This is a genomic window from Agrobacterium sp. 22-226-1, assembly GCF_053522345.1.
Genome location: NZ_JBNWCP010000004.1, coordinates 13432 through 29715, shown reverse-complemented (window position 1 = coordinate 29715; position 16284 = coordinate 13432). Strand labels below are relative to the sequence as shown.

14 protein-coding genes are annotated in these 16284 nt (G+C 59.4%); 9 read left to right on the top strand and 5 right to left on the bottom strand.

Annotated features, from left to right (window positions below):
* Nucleotides 1-27 precede the first annotated feature (27 nt).
* Nucleotides 28-516, bottom strand: a complete 489-nt coding sequence (locus ACQZ5K_RS08200) for a DUF2306 domain-containing protein (RefSeq protein ID WP_448740097.1) — start codon at nucleotides 514-516, stop codon at nucleotides 28-30.
* Nucleotides 517-563: 47 nt separating this feature from the next.
* On the opposite strand from ACQZ5K_RS08200, the gene ACQZ5K_RS08195 reads away from it, so the two are divergent.
* The 3 genes from ACQZ5K_RS08195 (at nucleotide 564) to ACQZ5K_RS08185 (ending at nucleotide 5565) form a co-directional block, all read left to right on the top strand.
* On the top strand, nucleotides 564-1430 hold the full coding sequence (locus ACQZ5K_RS08195; RefSeq protein WP_448740096.1) for a LytTR family DNA-binding domain-containing protein: 867 nt from the start codon (nucleotides 564-566) through the stop codon (nucleotides 1428-1430).
* 157 nt (nucleotides 1431-1587) lie between these two features.
* Nucleotides 1588-5076, top strand: a complete 3489-nt coding sequence (gene carB, locus ACQZ5K_RS08190; RefSeq protein WP_448740095.1) for a carbamoyl-phosphate synthase large subunit — start codon at nucleotides 1588-1590, stop codon at nucleotides 5074-5076.
* A 300-nt stretch (nucleotides 5077-5376) separates the two neighbouring features.
* Nucleotides 5377-5565, top strand: a complete 189-nt coding sequence (locus tag ACQZ5K_RS08185; RefSeq protein ID WP_031233516.1) for a type II toxin-antitoxin system antitoxin — start codon at nucleotides 5377-5379, stop codon at nucleotides 5563-5565.
* Nucleotides 5566-5643: 78 nt separating this feature from the next.
* Here ACQZ5K_RS08185 and ACQZ5K_RS08180 read toward each other — a convergent pair whose 3' ends face one another.
* The 3 genes from ACQZ5K_RS08180 to ACQZ5K_RS08170 all read right to left on the bottom strand — a co-directional run bounded on the left by ACQZ5K_RS08180 (nucleotide 5644) and on the right by ACQZ5K_RS08170 (nucleotide 9615).
* Nucleotides 5644-6783, bottom strand: a complete 1140-nt coding sequence (locus ACQZ5K_RS08180) for a GGDEF domain-containing protein (RefSeq protein WP_448740094.1) — start codon at nucleotides 6781-6783, stop codon at nucleotides 5644-5646.
* A 151-nt stretch (nucleotides 6784-6934) separates the two neighbouring features.
* The gene (locus tag ACQZ5K_RS08175) at nucleotides 6935-8383 is read right to left on the bottom strand and encodes a UdgX family uracil-DNA binding protein (protein WP_448740093.1); all 1449 of its coding nucleotides are present in this window, start codon (nucleotides 8381-8383) and stop codon (nucleotides 6935-6937) included.
* Entirely contained in the window at nucleotides 8383-9615 is a 1233-nt protein-coding gene (locus tag ACQZ5K_RS08170) for a putative DNA modification/repair radical SAM protein (protein WP_448740271.1), read from the bottom strand. The genes ACQZ5K_RS08175 and ACQZ5K_RS08170 overlap by 1 nt, the downstream gene beginning before the upstream one ends.
* A gap of 221 nt (nucleotides 9616-9836) precedes the next feature.
* Between ACQZ5K_RS08170 and greA the strand changes: the two genes are divergently transcribed.
* Together greA and ACQZ5K_RS08160 are read left to right on the top strand one after the other, a co-directional pair.
* On the top strand, nucleotides 9837-10313 hold the full coding sequence (greA, locus tag ACQZ5K_RS08165; RefSeq protein ID WP_003522847.1) for a transcription elongation factor GreA: 477 nt from the start codon (nucleotides 9837-9839) through the stop codon (nucleotides 10311-10313).
* 89 nt (nucleotides 10314-10402) lie between these two features.
* A complete protein-coding gene (locus tag ACQZ5K_RS08160) occupies nucleotides 10403-11458 on the top strand; it encodes a glycosyltransferase family 4 protein (RefSeq protein WP_448740092.1) in 1056 nt (351 codons plus the stop codon).
* 31 nt (nucleotides 11459-11489) lie between these two features.
* Here ACQZ5K_RS08160 and ACQZ5K_RS08155 read toward each other — a convergent pair whose 3' ends face one another.
* A complete protein-coding gene (locus ACQZ5K_RS08155; RefSeq protein ID WP_020811379.1) occupies nucleotides 11490-11957 on the bottom strand; it encodes an Lrp/AsnC family transcriptional regulator in 468 nt (155 codons plus the stop codon).
* Between the two features lie 266 nt (nucleotides 11958-12223).
* On the opposite strand from ACQZ5K_RS08155, the gene trxB reads away from it, so the two are divergent.
* From trxB to ACQZ5K_RS08135, 4 genes are all read left to right on the top strand, one after another.
* Nucleotides 12224-13198, top strand: coding sequence for a thioredoxin-disulfide reductase (gene trxB / locus ACQZ5K_RS08150; protein WP_448740091.1), 975 nt, complete (start codon nucleotides 12224-12226; stop codon nucleotides 13196-13198).
* Nucleotides 13199-13222: 24 nt separating this feature from the next.
* Nucleotides 13223-14119, top strand: coding sequence for a LysR family transcriptional regulator VtlR (locus tag ACQZ5K_RS08145; protein ID WP_020011327.1), 897 nt, complete (start codon nucleotides 13223-13225; stop codon nucleotides 14117-14119).
* Between the two features lie 612 nt (nucleotides 14120-14731).
* Nucleotides 14732-15022, top strand: a complete 291-nt coding sequence (locus ACQZ5K_RS08140; RefSeq protein WP_003522852.1) for an ArsR/SmtB family transcription factor — start codon at nucleotides 14732-14734, stop codon at nucleotides 15020-15022.
* Between the two features lie 127 nt (nucleotides 15023-15149).
* Nucleotides 15150-16262, top strand: coding sequence for an alkene reductase (locus tag ACQZ5K_RS08135; RefSeq protein ID WP_003522853.1), 1113 nt, complete (start codon nucleotides 15150-15152; stop codon nucleotides 16260-16262).
* The last annotated feature ends 22 nt before the right edge of the window (nucleotides 16263-16284 follow it).

Below are 16284 nucleotides of genomic sequence, written 5' to 3'. Positions count from 1 at the left end.
GGAAGCAGAGGTGGCAAACGGAGAGCCTCATGCGGCTCTGCGTCTTTGTTTCAGCACGGTCAGAAACAGGACGACAAACAGGAGAGCGCCAGCGGAAAGGACCAAAAATCCGGCTCTGCCATCACCAAAAGCAACCTCATGCATGATGCGGCCGGGAACGAAGGTGAAACCTCCGGCAATCACGATGCCGCCGAGATAAACGCTCTGCATGATCCGCATATGGCGTCTGATATCGCCGCGGCGCGCGAAATAGATCGATTGAAGACAGCCATATATCGTGAAGGCGGAAAGCAGGTGGATCGGGCTGAAACCGTAAAACATCCTCAATTCATGGATGAAGAACGTCGAAACGGAAGTCGAAACCATCAGCATAACCCAGATCTTGCCGAGCAGCCGGTGAATGGCGGTTCCCTTAGGGCGCAGGAAGATGAAGGCGCCGAGAATCGCTGCGGGCACGACGGTGGCGACATGGAATTGCACGGCAAGCGGTGCGTCTAACAGAGGCTGGAATGACATGGGTGCTGTTTCGGCTCGGTTGAAATCACCGGCAATTTCGGCGAAACATGCGGACAGGAAAAACGGATTGGCGCCATCAGCAGGAAAACTTCGTGGATCACCCGTATCTGCAATCCACGCTTCGTGAAATGCACGCCGTTCTGCAATCGCGCAGGCTGTGGCTGACATTCCTTGCGGTGCTGGCGATCTTCATCGTGACCGGGCCCTTCGGAACGAGCGAAACCATGAGCTTCGCTGACCGGTTGCTCTATTGGACAATCGTTCAGGCGGGTGCCTGGATGCTCGCGATCTCCTTTTCGATGATCGCCAATACGACCCTATCAGGCCACATCGACAACATGCTGGCACGCATGATGATCGGCTCGCTGACCGCAGCACTGCCGATCGGGCTGCTGCTCACCATCACCAATCAGATTTTCTACGGCAAGGAGACGGGTTTAATACCGGTTTTGAAGAGCAGCCTCTCATCCCTGTCCCTCTGCGCGATCTTTTGCCTGTTGAGTTACCTCACAACCCGCCAGTCCTTCGAAAAAGCGGCGGAGGCTGAAACGGGCACAAATGCAAATGCAGACCGAGAGGTCAAAGGCATCATCCCCTTGCTGGAACGATTGCCGCCGCAAAAACGCGGAGAATTGTTGCGACTATCGGTTCAGGATCATTACACACAAATCGTCACCACGCGCGGGCAGCAGCTGGTTCTGCTGCGTTTTGCCGATGCGCTGAAAGAACTCGGCCATACGGCGGGTCTGCAGGTGCATCGTTCCCACTGGATTGCCGATGCCGACTTTATTTCCCTGCGCAAGCAGACGGGCCGTCTGCACATCATAACAAAAGATGGCACGGAAATTCCCGTCAGCCGCTCTTACAGCGCGGCGGTGCAGGCCCATTTCGCCACGCTTGTCCCTGCCCGTTAAGAGTTTCTGTCGATTCCGGAATTTATGGGGTTCCGTTCTCAAAAACATTTGCCTATAAGCCGCTTCTAGCCTGAAAACATTTGAATTGCGCCCCCCGGCCGGTGATCCTTCACCCTGGCCGGTGTTTTGCGCAACCGAAAAGCGGAACGAGAGAGCCATGCCGAAGCGCCAAGATATAAAGTCCATCCTCATCATCGGCGCGGGACCGATCGTCATCGGTCAGGCATGTGAATTCGACTATTCCGGCACCCAGGCCTGCAAGGCGCTGAAGGAAGAGGGTTACCGGGTCATTCTGGTCAACTCCAACCCGGCCACCATCATGACCGATCCGGGTCTCGCGGACGCCACTTACGTCGAGCCGATCACCCCTGAGGTCGTGGCCAAGATCATCGCCAAGGAGCGCCCGGATGCGCTTCTGCCGACCATGGGCGGTCAGACCGCGCTCAACACCGCGCTCTCTCTCAAGCGCATGGGCGTTCTCGACCGTTACAATGTGGAAATGATCGGCGCAAAGCCGGAAGCCATCGACATGGCCGAAGACCGCGCCCTCTTCCGCGAAGCCATGGCCCGCATCGGCCTTGAAACCCCGCGTTCCATGCTGGCCAACGCCACCGAAATCAAGGACGCCGACCGCAAGAAGCACGAGGCAGCGCGCACCGAGCTGAAGGGCAAGCTTTCCGGTCCCGATCTCGACAAGGCGCTGGACGATCTCGAAAACCAGTGGAACCTCGGCGAAACCGACCGCAAGCAGCGCTACATGGCCCATGCCATGGCAATCGCCGCGCAGGCCATCGATCATGTCGGCCTGCCAGCCATCATCCGCCCCTCCTTCACGCTTGGCGGCACCGGCGGCGGCATTGCCTATAACCGCTCGGAATTCTTCGACATCGTCTCCGGCGGCCTCGACGCCTCGCCAACCACCGAAGTTCTGGTCGAAGAATCGGTTCTCGGCTGGAAAGAATATGAGATGGAAGTCGTCCGCGACAAGGCGGACAATTGCATCATCATCTGCTCCATCGAAAACATCGATCCGATGGGTGTCCACACGGGTGACTCGATCACCGTCGCGCCGGCGCTGACGCTGACCGACAAGGAATACCAGATCATGCGCAACGCCTCGATTGCGGTGCTGCGCGAGATCGGCGTCGAAACCGGCGGCTCGAACGTTCAGTTCGCCGTCAACCCGAAGGACGGACGCCTCGTCGTCATCGAAATGAACCCGCGCGTCTCGCGCTCCTCCGCTCTCGCCTCCAAGGCAACCGGCTTCCCCATCGCCAAGATCGCCGCCAAGCTCGCCATCGGCTACACGCTGGATGAGCTTGAGAACGACATCACCGGCGGCGCGACACCTGCTTCGTTCGAGCCCTCCATCGACTACGTCGTCACCAAGATCCCGCGTTTCGCCTTCGAGAAATTCCCGGGCGCTTCGCCGATCCTCACCACCGCGATGAAGTCGGTCGGCGAAGTCATGGCCATCGGCCGCACCTTCGCGGAATCGCTGCAGAAGGCGCTGCGCGGCATGGAAACCGGCCTCACCGGTCTCGATGAAATCGAAATCCCCGGCTATGAGGAAGGCGAAGGTTCCAAGAACGCTATCCGCGCCGCCATCGGCACGCCGACGCCGGATCGCCTCCGCATGGTCGCCCAGGCGCTGCGCATGGGCATGAGCGAAGAGGAAGTCCACGAAAACTCGAAGATCGATCCGTGGTTCATCGCCCAGTTCAAGGCCATCGTAGACATGGAAGCCCGCATCCGCGAGCATGGCCTGCCGCAGGACGCCGAAAACCTGCGCATGCTGAAGGCCATGGGCTTCTCCGACGCCCGCCTCGCCAGCCTGACGTCCAAGCGCCCGAAGGAAGTGGCCGAGCTGCGCAACAGCCTGAACGTTCGTCCGGTCTTCAAGCGCATCGACACCTGCGCGGCCGAATTCGCGTCGCCCACCGCTTACATGTATTCAACCTATGAAATTCCCTTCGTCGGCGCAGCCCGCTCGGAAGCGCAGGTTTCGGATCGCAAGAAGGTCGTCATCCTCGGCGGCGGCCCCAACCGCATCGGCCAGGGCATCGAGTTCGATTATTGCTGCTGCCACGCCGCCTTCGCGCTGAAGGATGCCGGCTTCGAAGCCATCATGATCAACTGCAACCCGGAAACCGTTTCCACCGACTACGACACCTCCGACCGCCTCTATTTCGAGCCGCTGACGGCCGAAGACGTGATCGAGATCATGCGCGCCGAACAGGAAAAGGGCGAGCTGGTCGGCGTCATCGTGCAGTTCGGCGGGCAGACGCCGCTGAAGCTCGCCGAAGCGCTGGAAAAGAACGGTATCCCGATCCTCGGCACGGCGCCTGACATGATCGACCTTGCCGAAGACCGCGACCGCTTCCAGAAGCTGCTGATGAAGCTCGATCTTGCCCAGCCGAACAACGGCATTGCCTATTCGGTCGAGCAGGCCCGCCTCGTCGCTTCGGAAATCGGCTTCCCGCTGGTCGTTCGCCCGTCTTACGTTCTGGGTGGCCGCGCCATGCAGATCATCCATTCGGAAGGCCAGCTCCAGACCTATCTGCTCGACACGGTTCCGGGCCTCGTACCCGAGGACATCAAGCAGCGTTACCCGAACGACAAGACCGGCCAGATCAACACCCTGCTCGGCAAGAACCCGCTGCTGTTCGACAGCTACCTGACCAATGCCGTGGAAGTGGACGTCGATGCGCTGTGTGACGGCGAAAGCGTCTTCGTGTCAGGCATCATGGAGCACATCGAAGAAGCCGGCATCCATTCGGGCGACTCGGCCTGCTCGCTGCCGGTCCGTTCGCTGTCGAAGGAGATCGTCGACGAGCTGGAACGCCAGACGACGGCGCTTGCCAAGGCGCTCAATGTCGGCGGCCTCATGAACGTGCAATATGCCATCAAGGATGGCACGATCTACGTTCTCGAGGTCAATCCGCGCGCCTCGCGCACCGTGCCTTTCGTGGCGAAGACCATCGGCGCGCCGATCGCCAAGATCGCCGCCCGCGTCATGGCCGGCGAGAAGCTCGATCCGGCGATTGCCGCTTACGGCGCAAAGCCCGATCCGCGCAACCTGAAGCACATTGCCGTCAAGGAAGCCGTCTTCCCCTTCGCCCGCTTCCCCGGCGTTGACATTCTGCTTGGACCGGAAATGCGCTCGACCGGTGAAGTCATCGGCCTCGACACGGATTTCGCGCTCGCCTTCGCCAAGAGCCAGCTCGGCGCAGGTGTCGACCTGCCGCGCTCGGGCGCGGTCTTCGTCTCGGTCCGTGACGAGGACAAGGAAGGCGTTCTGCCAGCCATCCGCATTCTCGTGGAAAGCGGCTTCAGAGTGCTGGCGACCGGCGGCACCCAGCGTTTCCTTGCCGAAAAGGGCATCAACGCCGAAAAGATCAACAAGGTGCAGGAAGGCCGTCCGCATATCGAAGACGCCATCCGCAACCGTCAGGTCCAGCTCGTCATCAACACCACCGACAGCAACAAGGCGATTTCTGACTCGAAGTCACTGCGCCGCGCGACGCTGATGCAGAAGGTGCCTTACTACACGACGATGGCCGGCGCGGAAGCGGCAGCGCTTGCCATCAAGGCGCTGAAGGCCGGCAATCTGGAAGTGAAGCCGCTGCAGAGCTACTTCCAGTAAGCTGCGGGAACCGCAGGTTCCAGCGTTGAATGAAAACAAGACGCCGCGGGTCATCATGCCCGCGGCGTTTTGCATTGCGTAATCCTGCTGCAATTCATTGCCGGTATCAAAACATCAGGTTCGAACGAGGCCCATGATGTCCCTATTCCGCAATGACGGATCGCCCGCAGCCATTCGCCGCGCCGTTGCCAAAGCTCCGGTCAAACGCTCCATGAAGATACTGAGGCGCCCCACCATCGGGTCCCGGCGATGGGAACACCTGGCCCCGACAGGCCAAAGCACCGCCTTGAGGGACTGACCATGGCTGGACGTCCACCGGGACCGGAGCGGGTGGCTTTTCCGCTGCGGATCGAACCCGCAATATTGAACATGATCCGGCACACCGCGAGCGGTGAATTGCGCAGCGTCAATGCCCAGATCGAGGTTCTTCTGAAAGAGGCCCTGTCCCGCCGCGCCACGGCGGATGAAGCGGACAAGCCACCCTTTTAGACCGAAGGGCAACAACGACACTATACGACTCCATAATGCGGTGCAGCCCTACCGAAGATCGACGGCCCGCAGCCCCGCCTATGCCGCCTGCGCCTCCCGAACGCAATTGCGCCCTTCCATCTTCGCGCGGTAAAGTGCGCGATCCGCCATTTCCGCAAGCGTCTGGAGATCGCAGCGCATCTCGCCAGTGGCGGCAACGCCGATGCTGATGGTGACGCCGACACGCAGGCCGCCGCAATCGACCTCGGTTACCGCAATCGCATCGCGAATGCGCTCGCCGATCATGCAAGCCTTGCGAACGCCGGCGCCCGGCAGGTAGATGATGAATTCCTCTCCGCCGTAACGCGCCAGCACGTCCCCGCCGCGGATGCTGCCGCCGATGCGCTTCGCCACTTCCTGCAGCACACTATCGCCGACGGCGTGGCCGAAACGATCGTTGATCGACTTGAAGTGATCGATATCCAGCAGCATGGCCCCATCGGCCGGATCGGGCGTCGCAGGCATGGTCTGGAAAAAGAAACGCCGGTTCTTGACGCCCGTCAGCGGGTCGGTATTCGCAAGAACCAGCAGTTTTCGTTCCGACCGCTCGGCCACGAGCATCATCACGAACAGGGCAATGGCGAAGTTCAGCATGATGATGAAGAAGAACGCATTGACCAGATTGATGGTGGCAAAATCGGGGAAAAGCACGCTTTTCACCACCGATAGCGAAATGAGACCGGAGACGCCGGTGATGCCACCCAGCGCCAGGCGGGACAGCAGCGGCTCTCTGCGCCATCTGGCAAAAAGTACCGATGCCCCGGCGAGATAGGCAAGCGATGCGCAGCCATTGAAGAGCGCCGCGCGATACGCATTATTGTCCGCCACCTGCTGCGCGACCACCATCGCCAGTACGGAAATGAGGCAGACAATGGATACGGTCCGTCGGTCGACGGAACGCCCATCGCTCAATGCCTTCAAGCCGAGCCAGATCAACGCGTAACCCACAATACCGAAAACGACACTGCCGAGCCGCCACAGGGCCGGCGACAATATTCCCCATTCGCCGTAACCGGCAAGCGTGGAGCCAATCGCCATCGAGGCGAAACCCGCCGCAAGGGGGACGGGACCGCGCAAGCCGCGATTGGTCATTTTCAGATAGATAAAACTCAAAAGCCCAACGATATAAGAACACTTTTGCATCAGTATGACTGTCGCAAGGTCGAGTTCACCCAACATGATTTGCCCATACGGTAAATAAATTCGGAGAACTTAATTATAATATTAAGTATAAAATTTCAATAAAAATAACTGATAAATAATCAGTAAATGATACTACTGCAAGTTAAGGCTCGAATATTGAATAAATCTCAAGCGCGTGAATGGAAATTTATTCGAACATCCTAATAAAACTAATGTCCTTTTTGAACCGCATCGTTTCCGCCTCTTTCACCTGCCCATCGGCAAGGCGCAGGAGATAGGACGGATGCACGGTGACAAAAAGCGTTCGGCCTTCCTCCATCGGCAGAGGACGGCTCCGAATCTCCGAGAGCTTTTCCTTGCCGCCGGTCAGCGCATAAAGCGCCGTTGCGCCCATGGCAACGATCAGCTTCGGCCGGACGAGCGCGATTTCCTGATTGAGCCACCAGCGGCATTGCTCCACTTCGCCCGCGTTCGGCCGCTGATGGATGCGCCGTTTGCCGCGCGTTTCATATTTGAAGTGTTTGACAGCATTGGTGACATAAAGCTTTTTGCGCTCGATACCGACATCGGCAAGAGTCCGGTCGAAAAGCTGGCCGGCCGGACCGACAAAAGGCTTGCCGGCGAGATCTTCATGATCGCCCGGCTGTTCGCCAACGATCATGATTTCCGCATCCTCCGGCCCCGAACCGAAAACCGTTTGCGTGGCGCTGCAATGCAGGGGGCAGCGGGTGCAATGGCCAGCCTCCCGCGCCAGCGACGCGAGCGTGCCGTCCGGCACGGGTTGCGGCATCTCCCGTGCAGCGGCCGCAGCCTGCAGACGATGGTGAAAAGGCTGCGGCTGGCTTGCCGCCCTGGCGGCCATCTCCAGCACCCGCGCCTCCGCGCCGAGGATGAGGTCGGGAATGAGATCGGCTTCCGGCAGGTTCTTCCAGTATTTCTTCGGCATCTCCGCCGTCATGGCTTTGATCTTGAGGCGCGCCGGATTGAATATATTGGCATAATAGGTCCGCCAGAGTTCATCCGTCTCGTCCGTCAGATCAGGCTTCGCCGCCGCCTCCCGTGAGGTTTGCAGCTCGCTTCCATCCCATCGGGCGGACCCTTTCGGCGTGGCGATCAGCCAGTCCATATCGGTAAACCGTCGCTGGAAAAACGCTGCCGTTCGCTCGACGATGAAATGATCCGGCTCGAACCAGGCCACGAACCGCCGTCGCCCGCCCTGCCCCTGCGGCAAGGGCAACTCCTTGAAACGGACGAAGGCCGTCATCTTGTGACAATCCCGGCGCACCGATTTCTCGAGCAAGCGGGCCTCTGCAACATCCGGATCGGACTTGAACTGCAACAGGGCGCGATCCCGCTTCAGCCGCCACAACAACCGGTAAAGCAACGCAAACCGGCGGGGATCGCCATGGCAGATGACGGCCTGCGCCAGCGCTACGAACGAGGCCGGAACGGAAACCTGCCCATTGCCGGCATCGACCGTCGGCAAGGGCTCGCCGGCGAAATCCAGCAGCCCTGCCCCGTCATCCCGCAACCGCCAGTCAATCGTCTCCGGCGGAATATCGGCGGCAAGGGCCGCACGCGCGGCATCGCGCCACTCGCCGAAATCGCCCCGACCTTCCAGAACCGGGCCATACATCACAACAGCGATAATTGTTCGGGCTGCGGTGCAAACATCGCCCGCAAATCCGGCCTCTCGGTCAGCTTGCCCGGCGTCCAGCCCTCGGCGACGATGAAAGCCTTCACCTTTTTCAGGGAAACGCCGAAACGCGCGATATCCTCCAGCCGCAGCCGCCGGAACCGCCGTGACGAGAGAACGGAGGCCACCGTCTTGGTGCCGAAACCGGGCACGCGCAGCAGCATTTCCCGATCCGCCGCATTGACGTCCACCGGGAAACGGTCGCGATGTTTCAGCGCCCAGGCGAGTTTCGGGTCGATATCGAGATCGAGCATGCCATCGCCCCCGATTGCCGTTATCTCGCCGATATCGAAGCCATAAAAGCGGTACAGCCAGTCGGCCTGATAAAGCCGGTGTTCCCGCATCAGCGGCGGCTTGATGAGCGGCAGGTTTTTCGACGAATCGGGAATGGGGCTGAAGGCCGAATAATAGACGCGCCGCAAACCGTAGCTGCCATAAAGCCGGGCGCTGGTGGAGAGAATGGTGCTATCGTCAGCGCCATCCGCCCCCACGATCATCTGCGTGCTCTGCCCGGCCGGCGCAAAGCGCCTGGTCTTGCGTGTCCGGACGGTCGGCTCCCCGGCCTCCTCGATCTTCAGGCGGATATCGGCCATGGAGCGGCGAATATTGACGGGCTGCTTTTCCGGCGCGAAACGGCCAATGCCGCTATCGGTCGGCAATTCGATATTGATCGAGAGACGATCCGCGTAAAGCCCTGCCTCCTCGATGAGCCTGGGCGATGCTTCGGGAATGGATTTCAGATGAATATACCCGCGAAAACCATGGGTAACCCGCAACTCCCGCGCCACGCGCACCATCTCCTCCATCGTATGATCGGAGGAACGGATGATGCCGGAGGACAGGAACAGCCCTTCGATATAGTTGCGTCGGTAAAACTCCAGCGTCAGCCAAACCACCTCTTCCGGCGTGAACCGCGCCCGCTCGACATTGCTGGAGGAGCGGTTGATGCAATAGGCGCAATCATAGATGCAGAAATTGGTGAGCAGGATTTTCAAAAGCGAAATGCAGCGCCCGTCCGGCGCATAGGCATGGCAGATGCCCGACCCTTCCGTGGAGCCCAGACCGCCCGATGCTGCGGAGTTGCGTTTTGTCGTGCCGCTCGATGCACAGGAGGCATCGTATTTCGCCGCGTCGGAGAGAATGGCCAGCCGTTGCCTGATCGACTTCTTCATGGCGATGTTCACTATATGTTCCACAGGCGAATGTCAATGACATAGGCTAAGTAATTGATTACGCAATAAAATATGCACACCTCAAATTTGCTGGCATTTCGCTGTCGTCTTCTGATATAGTCGGCTCAGTTATGATTTTGGCATGGTTCCGGAGTTCCCCTCCGGAACCTGTTTCTTTTTGTGTCTGCAAGTAACGCGACCGGAATGCGAAGGATAAAAAAATGGTAGAAAAAGTACCGATGACTCAGGGTGGATTCGTCAAGCTGCAGGAGGAGCTGCGCTGGCGCCAGCAGGAGGAACGCCCCCGTATCATCGAGGCGATTGCGGAAGCGCGCGCCCATGGCGACCTTTCGGAAAACGCCGAGTACCATGCTGCCAAGGAAGCACAGAGCCACAATGAAGGCCGCATCACCGAACTCGAAGACCTGACCGCACGTGCGGAAGTCATCGATCTCTCCAAGATGTCGGGCTCGAAGATCAAGTTCGGCGCCACCGTGAAGCTGGTGGACGAGGATAGCGACGAGGAAAAGACCTATCAGATCGTCGGCGACCAGGAAGCCGATGTAAAGGCCGGCCGCATCTCCATTTCCTCGCCCATCGCCCGCGCGCTCATCGGCAAGGAAGTCGGCGACAGCATCGAAGTCAATGCTCCGGGCGGCGCCAAGGGCTACGAGATTCTCGCGGTTCAGTGGGGCTGATGCTCTCACGCGCAATGCGCCCCATGCGGGCGCATTGCTTTTTTGACGTCTTCAATCCCCCGAATTAGTCGCAAAGACGGAAGCCCATCTTGTCCCACGTCAGTCTGAAAGATGTGCAGGTGCTTGCGCCGAACTTCAAACGCAGGCTCTCCGGCGTCACCTCCACCATCGTTCAGCTGATACCGGTGCAGAACCGGCTGGGACAGAAGGTGGCCGTCATTGGACCGGGTTTGCCGCCGCATCTGCCGCATGTGCGCTTTCGCGATCTGTGGCGGCTCTGGCAAAACGGCCCGCAGGGCGGCCCGCGCATCTGGCATGCCCGTCGCAACCTCGAAATGTTGCCGGGTCTTTTCATGCGTGACGTACTGCGCATGAAGGTGAAGCTGCTGTTCACCTCGGCCGCGCAGAGGCGACATTCCGCCTATACACGGTTTCTGATTTCGAAGATGGACGCCGTGGTCGCGACCAGCACCCGCTCGGGCTCGTTTCTGGAAGTACCCCATCGCGTTGTCATGCATGGCGTCGATACCGACCTGTTCCATCCGGCAACCGGCCCGGAAGACACAATCGCGGCAACCGGCCTGCCGGGACAATATCTCATCGGCTGTTTTGGACGGGTGCGCCACCAGAAGGGCACCGATCTCTTCGTGCGCGCCATGATCGAGCTTTTGCCCGCCCATCCGCAATGGACAGCCATTGTTTCCGGCCGGGTAACGGCGGAACACAAGGCTTTTGCCGAGGCACTCGAGGCCGATGTCAAGGCCGCCGGCCTTTCGGACCGCATCGTGTTTCAGGGTGAGGTGGACGACATCAAGCCCTGGTACCGCCGGCTGACGCTCTATGTCGCCCCATCGCGCAACGAAGGTTTCGGCTTGACGCCGCTCGAGGCCATGGCATCGGAAACGGCCGTCGTCACCAGCACCGCCGGCGCCTATGAGGAAATGATCGTCAAGGGCGAGACAGGCTCAGTCGTCGAGGCGGGTGACTATGCATTGCTGAGGGATGCGATAAGGACCTATCTTGCCGATCCGGCTCTGGCCGAGAGCCATGCGAAGGCCGGGCTTTCGCATGTACGCAGCACATTTCCGCTTGAGAAAGAGGCCACGAGTCTCGGCGAAGTCTATGAGGCTTTGCGGCGCGGGTAACGCGTCTTAAGGCAGGAACAAAACCTGCCGCTCAGATTTCCACAAGACCTACGCGCTTGACCTGCCGGATGGTGAGCATGGTGCGCACCGTATCGACATTTTCGTCCGCCGTCAGAACCTCGATAACGAAATCCTGAAACTCGGTCAGGTTCTTCGCCACGCAATGCAGCAGGAAATCGCTTTCACCCGATACCATCCAGGCCTGCCGCACCAGCGACCAGCCAGCGGTTGCCGCCGCAAAAGCCTTCAGATTGCTGTCCGACTGGCGCTTGAGGCCGACCATGCAGAAGGCGACGAGATCGAAACCGAGCTTCGGCGCGTTCAACATGGCGTGATAACCCTCGATCACGCCCGCCTCTTCCAGCTTGCGGACGCGCCGGAGGCAGGGCGGCGCGGAAATACCGACCCTTTCGGCCAGTTCCACATTGGTCATACGCCCGTCGCGCTGCAATTCGCGCAGGATTTTCAGATCGATGGCATCGAGTTCGACGCTGGTCACGGAGGAGTACCTCGTTAAGCTGTGGAACTTCCTTGTACTATTCGGCGCGGGATTCGCAACATTATGCCACCGCCCGGTCACAAAATTGCGCGCGCATCCACAACTGCCTTGTTGGTAACGCAAGGCTGCCCTTGAATAAAGACACTAGACAACCTTAAATACCGGGCAACGAAGGGGTTGTGGCCTGTCCGCCGTCGTGCGGCTCCAGGGCCCGGTGCCGAAAGGCGCTGCCAGGGAAAGGCCCCGCTATTGAAAGGAACGCTTCCATGTCTGCCCGCCACACGAAGGTATTGATCATCGGCTCCGGTCCCGCCGGTTATACCGCAGCGATCTACGCGGCCCGCGCAATGCTCAAACCCGTGCTGATCGCCGGCATGGAACAGGGCGGCCAGCTGATGATCACCACCGATGTCGAGAACTATCCGGGCTTTGCCGATCCGATCCAGGGTCCGTGGCTGATGGACCAGATGCTGAAGCAGGCAACGCATGTGGGCGCGGAAATCGTCAGCGACCTCGTCACCGAAGTTGAAACCAATGTACGGCCTTTCGTGGTCAAGACCGATTCCGGTCAGGTCTGGACCGCCGACACGCTGATCATCGCCACCGGCGCCAAGGCCAAGTGGCTCGGCATTGAGAGCGAGCAGCATTTCCAGGGCTTCGGCGTTTCCGCCTGCGCCACCTGCGACGGTTTCTTTTATCGCAACAAGGATGTGATCGTGGTCGGCGGCGGCAACTCCGCCGTGGAAGAAGCGCTGTACCTCGCCCATATCGCCAAATCGGTCACCGTCGTGCACCGTCGCGATAGCTTCCGCTCGGAAAAAATCCTGCAGGAACGGCTGTTCGCCAAGGAAAACGTCAATATTCTCTGGAACACGGAAATCGCCGAAATTACCGGTGTACCCGCAAAGCCGCCTATGCCGCCTTCCGTTTCCGGCGTGAAGCTGCGTGACACCAAGACCGGTGCGATCAGCGAATTCCCCATCGACGGCGTCTTTGTCGCCATCGGCCATGCGCCGGCGGTCGAGCTGTTCAAGGGCAAGGTGAAGCTGAAAGACAACGGCTACATGTGGACCGCCCCCGATTCCACGGCGACCGACGTGGAAGGCATTTTCGCGGCCGGCGACGTCACCGACGACATCTACCGTCAGGCGATCACCGCCGCCGGCATGGGCTGCATGGCCGCGCTGGAAGCGGAACGTTATCTCACCGCGCATCAACCGCTTGCTGTCGCAGCGGAATAACCGAAAGGCAGGGTAGGCATGGCAATGCCATTGGACTGGGATAAACTGCGCATTTTTCATGCGGCTGCCGAAGCGGGGTCTTTCACCCATGCTGCCGACAAGCTGCATTTGTCCCAGTCGGCCATCAGCCGTCAGGTCAGCGCGCTGGAGCAGGATGTCGGCGTCAAGCTGTTCCATCGCCACGCTCGCGGCCTCATCCTCACCGAACAGGGCGAGTTGCTGTATCGCACCGCCCATGACGTGCTGCTGAAGCTTGAAACCGTCAAGATGCAGCTCACCGAAACGACGGAGAAGCCGAGCGGCAAGCTGCGTGTGACGACCACCGTCGGTCTCGGCCAGGGCTGGCTGACGGACAAGGTGCAGGAATTCCTGCAGCTCTATCCGGAAATGTCGATCCAGCTCATCCTCGACAATGAGGAGCTGGACGTGAATATGCGTCACGCCGATTGCGCCATCCGCCTGCGCCAGCCGCAGCAGTCAGACCTCATCCAGCGTAAGCTGTTCACGGTGCACATGCACGTCTATGCCGCGCCGTCCTATATCAACCGCCATGGTGAGCCGCAGTCGATCGAGGATCTAGACAATCACCGCATCATCTCTTTCGGCGAACCGGCGCCCAACTATCTGCTGGACGTCAACTGGCTGGAAAATGCGGGACGCTCTTCCGACAATACGCGCACGCCGCATCTGCAGATCAACAGCCAGACCTCGATCAAGCGCGCCTGCCTGCTGGGAATCGGCATCGCCTGCTTGCCGGATTATATCGTCGGCCGCGATCCGGGCCTTATCCAGCTATCGCTCGCCGCAGATATTCCGTCCTTCGATACCTATTTCTGCTATCCCGATGAGATGAAAAACGCTGCCAAGTTGAAAGCCTTCCGCGACTTCATCGTCGCAAAGGCGCGCAACTGGAACTTCTGACGTTAAAATAATCGGCACTCGGTTAAAGTGTTTAAATTTCAATAACTTATCTGACATGATACCTAGGCGACGCACCTGCGCCGCCCGGGAGCATTGCACATAAAATATACCGGAAATATCGAGGGCTGCGTGGTGCGCATGCCTGACCTGCACAAAAAAGAGTTGTTTCGTGCACAAAAAAGCACCATATCGCTCTCAGCTGATGCACACGGTGGCTTTTCCTCCCAGTTCCACCGCATCAGCTGTTCCCCTCTGGAGGTTTTTGACCTTCACACTTAAAGGGCCCTGGATCCATCCGGCGGCCCTCTTTTTTTACCCGCAAGAATTTTCTCCGAATTGGCGAAATATCGCATGATGCAACCTTGTTTTGCATTATTCCCACACCCATATTTTAGTCAGCTGTCACGCTCGCCCAAGGCACGCGACAGCTGTTCCCCTCTGGAGGTTTTGACCTTCAAACTTATCAGGCCGCGGAGATATCCAGCGGCCTTCTTTTTTGGAAATGCCCGCCCGCCCCCTTGATCCTCACAGACGATCCTCACAGAGACGTGACTTGTATATCGATGATGACCGATATAAATATCGGACATGTCAGATATTGAAGAAGCACCGATGAACCCGGAGGAAATCCTCAAAGCCCTTTCGCACCCCGCAAGGCTGAAATTCCTGGAATGGCTGAAGTCTCCGGAAAGTCACTTCTGCCAGGAGCATCCCCTCAGCATGGGTGTATGCGCCAACCAGTTTCAGATCAGCGGCCTGTCGCAATCCACCGTCTCGTCGCATCTGGCGGTGTTGCAGGCAGCCGGCCTGATAAGGTCGAAAAAGGTCGGGCAATGGGTGTTTTTCGAACGCAACGAGGAAACCATCGACGCCTTCCGCAATTATCTGCAAGCCAATCTCTGAGCCTCCCAAGCTTTGAGCCTCGGGGTGTCGGACCGGAAACCGCAAGACGGTTTTCATTCCGGCACCCAGACAGAAAGACAGCGCGTCCCCCGCGCAATTTCGCCAACCGACCAGAAAGTGAAGTCGCATGACCAGTCTTTTCGAACCGGCACAGGCCGGCGATATCGCACTCGCCAACCGTATCGTCATGGCTCCCCTCACCCGCAACCGTTCGCCGGGCGCCATTCCCAACAATCTCAACGCCACCTATTACGAGCAGCGCGCCACGGCCGGGCTAATCGTCACCGAGGGCACGCCGATTTCCCAGCAGGGTCAGGGTTACGCTGACGTTCCCGGTCTCTACAAGCGGGAAGCAATCGCGGGCTGGAAACAGGTTACCGACGGCGTGCATTCGGCCGGTGGCAAGATTGTCGCACAGATCTGGCATGTGGGCCGCATTTCCCACACCTCGCTGCAGCCGCATGGCGGCCAGCCGGTCGCGCCTTCCGCCATTCCGGCCAAGTCGAAGACCTATATCATCAATGATGACGGCACCGGCGCCTTTGCCGAAACCTCCGAGCCCCGTGCGCTCACCATCGACGATATCGGCCTCATCCTCGAGGATTACCGCAGCGGCGCCCGGGCAGCACTGGAGGCCGGTTTCGACGGCGTCGAAATCCATGCCGCCAATGGCTACCTGATCGAGCAGTTCCTGAAATCCAGCACCAACCAGCGCACGGATGATTATGGCGGCTCTATCGAAAACCGCGCCCGCTTCCTGCTCGAAGTTGTCGATGCGGTGGCGGAAGAGATCGGCGCAGGCCGTACCGGCATCCGCCTCTCGCCCGTCACGCCCGCCAACGACATTTTCGAAGCCGATCCGCAGCCGCTTTATAATTACGTGGCGGAACAGCTGGGCAAGCGCAATCTCGCCTTCATCCATGTCGTCGAAGGCGCAACCGGCGGCCCGCGCGATTTCAAGCAGGGCGACAAGCCTTTCGACTATGCCGCCTTCAAGGCCGCTTATCGCAATGCCGGCGGCAAGGGTCTGTGGATCGCCAATAATGGCTACGACCGTGAGAGCGCCATCGAGGCGGTTGAAAGCGGTAAAGTCGACGCCGTGGCTTTCGGCAAGGCCTTCATCGCCAATCCGGATCTGGTGCGCCGCCTGAAAAACGACGCGCCGCTCAACGAACCGAACCAGCCGACCTTCTATGGCGGCGGAGCCGAAGGTTACACTGACTATCCGGCGCTTGCCTGATAAGGGATAAAGCAAAGACGCC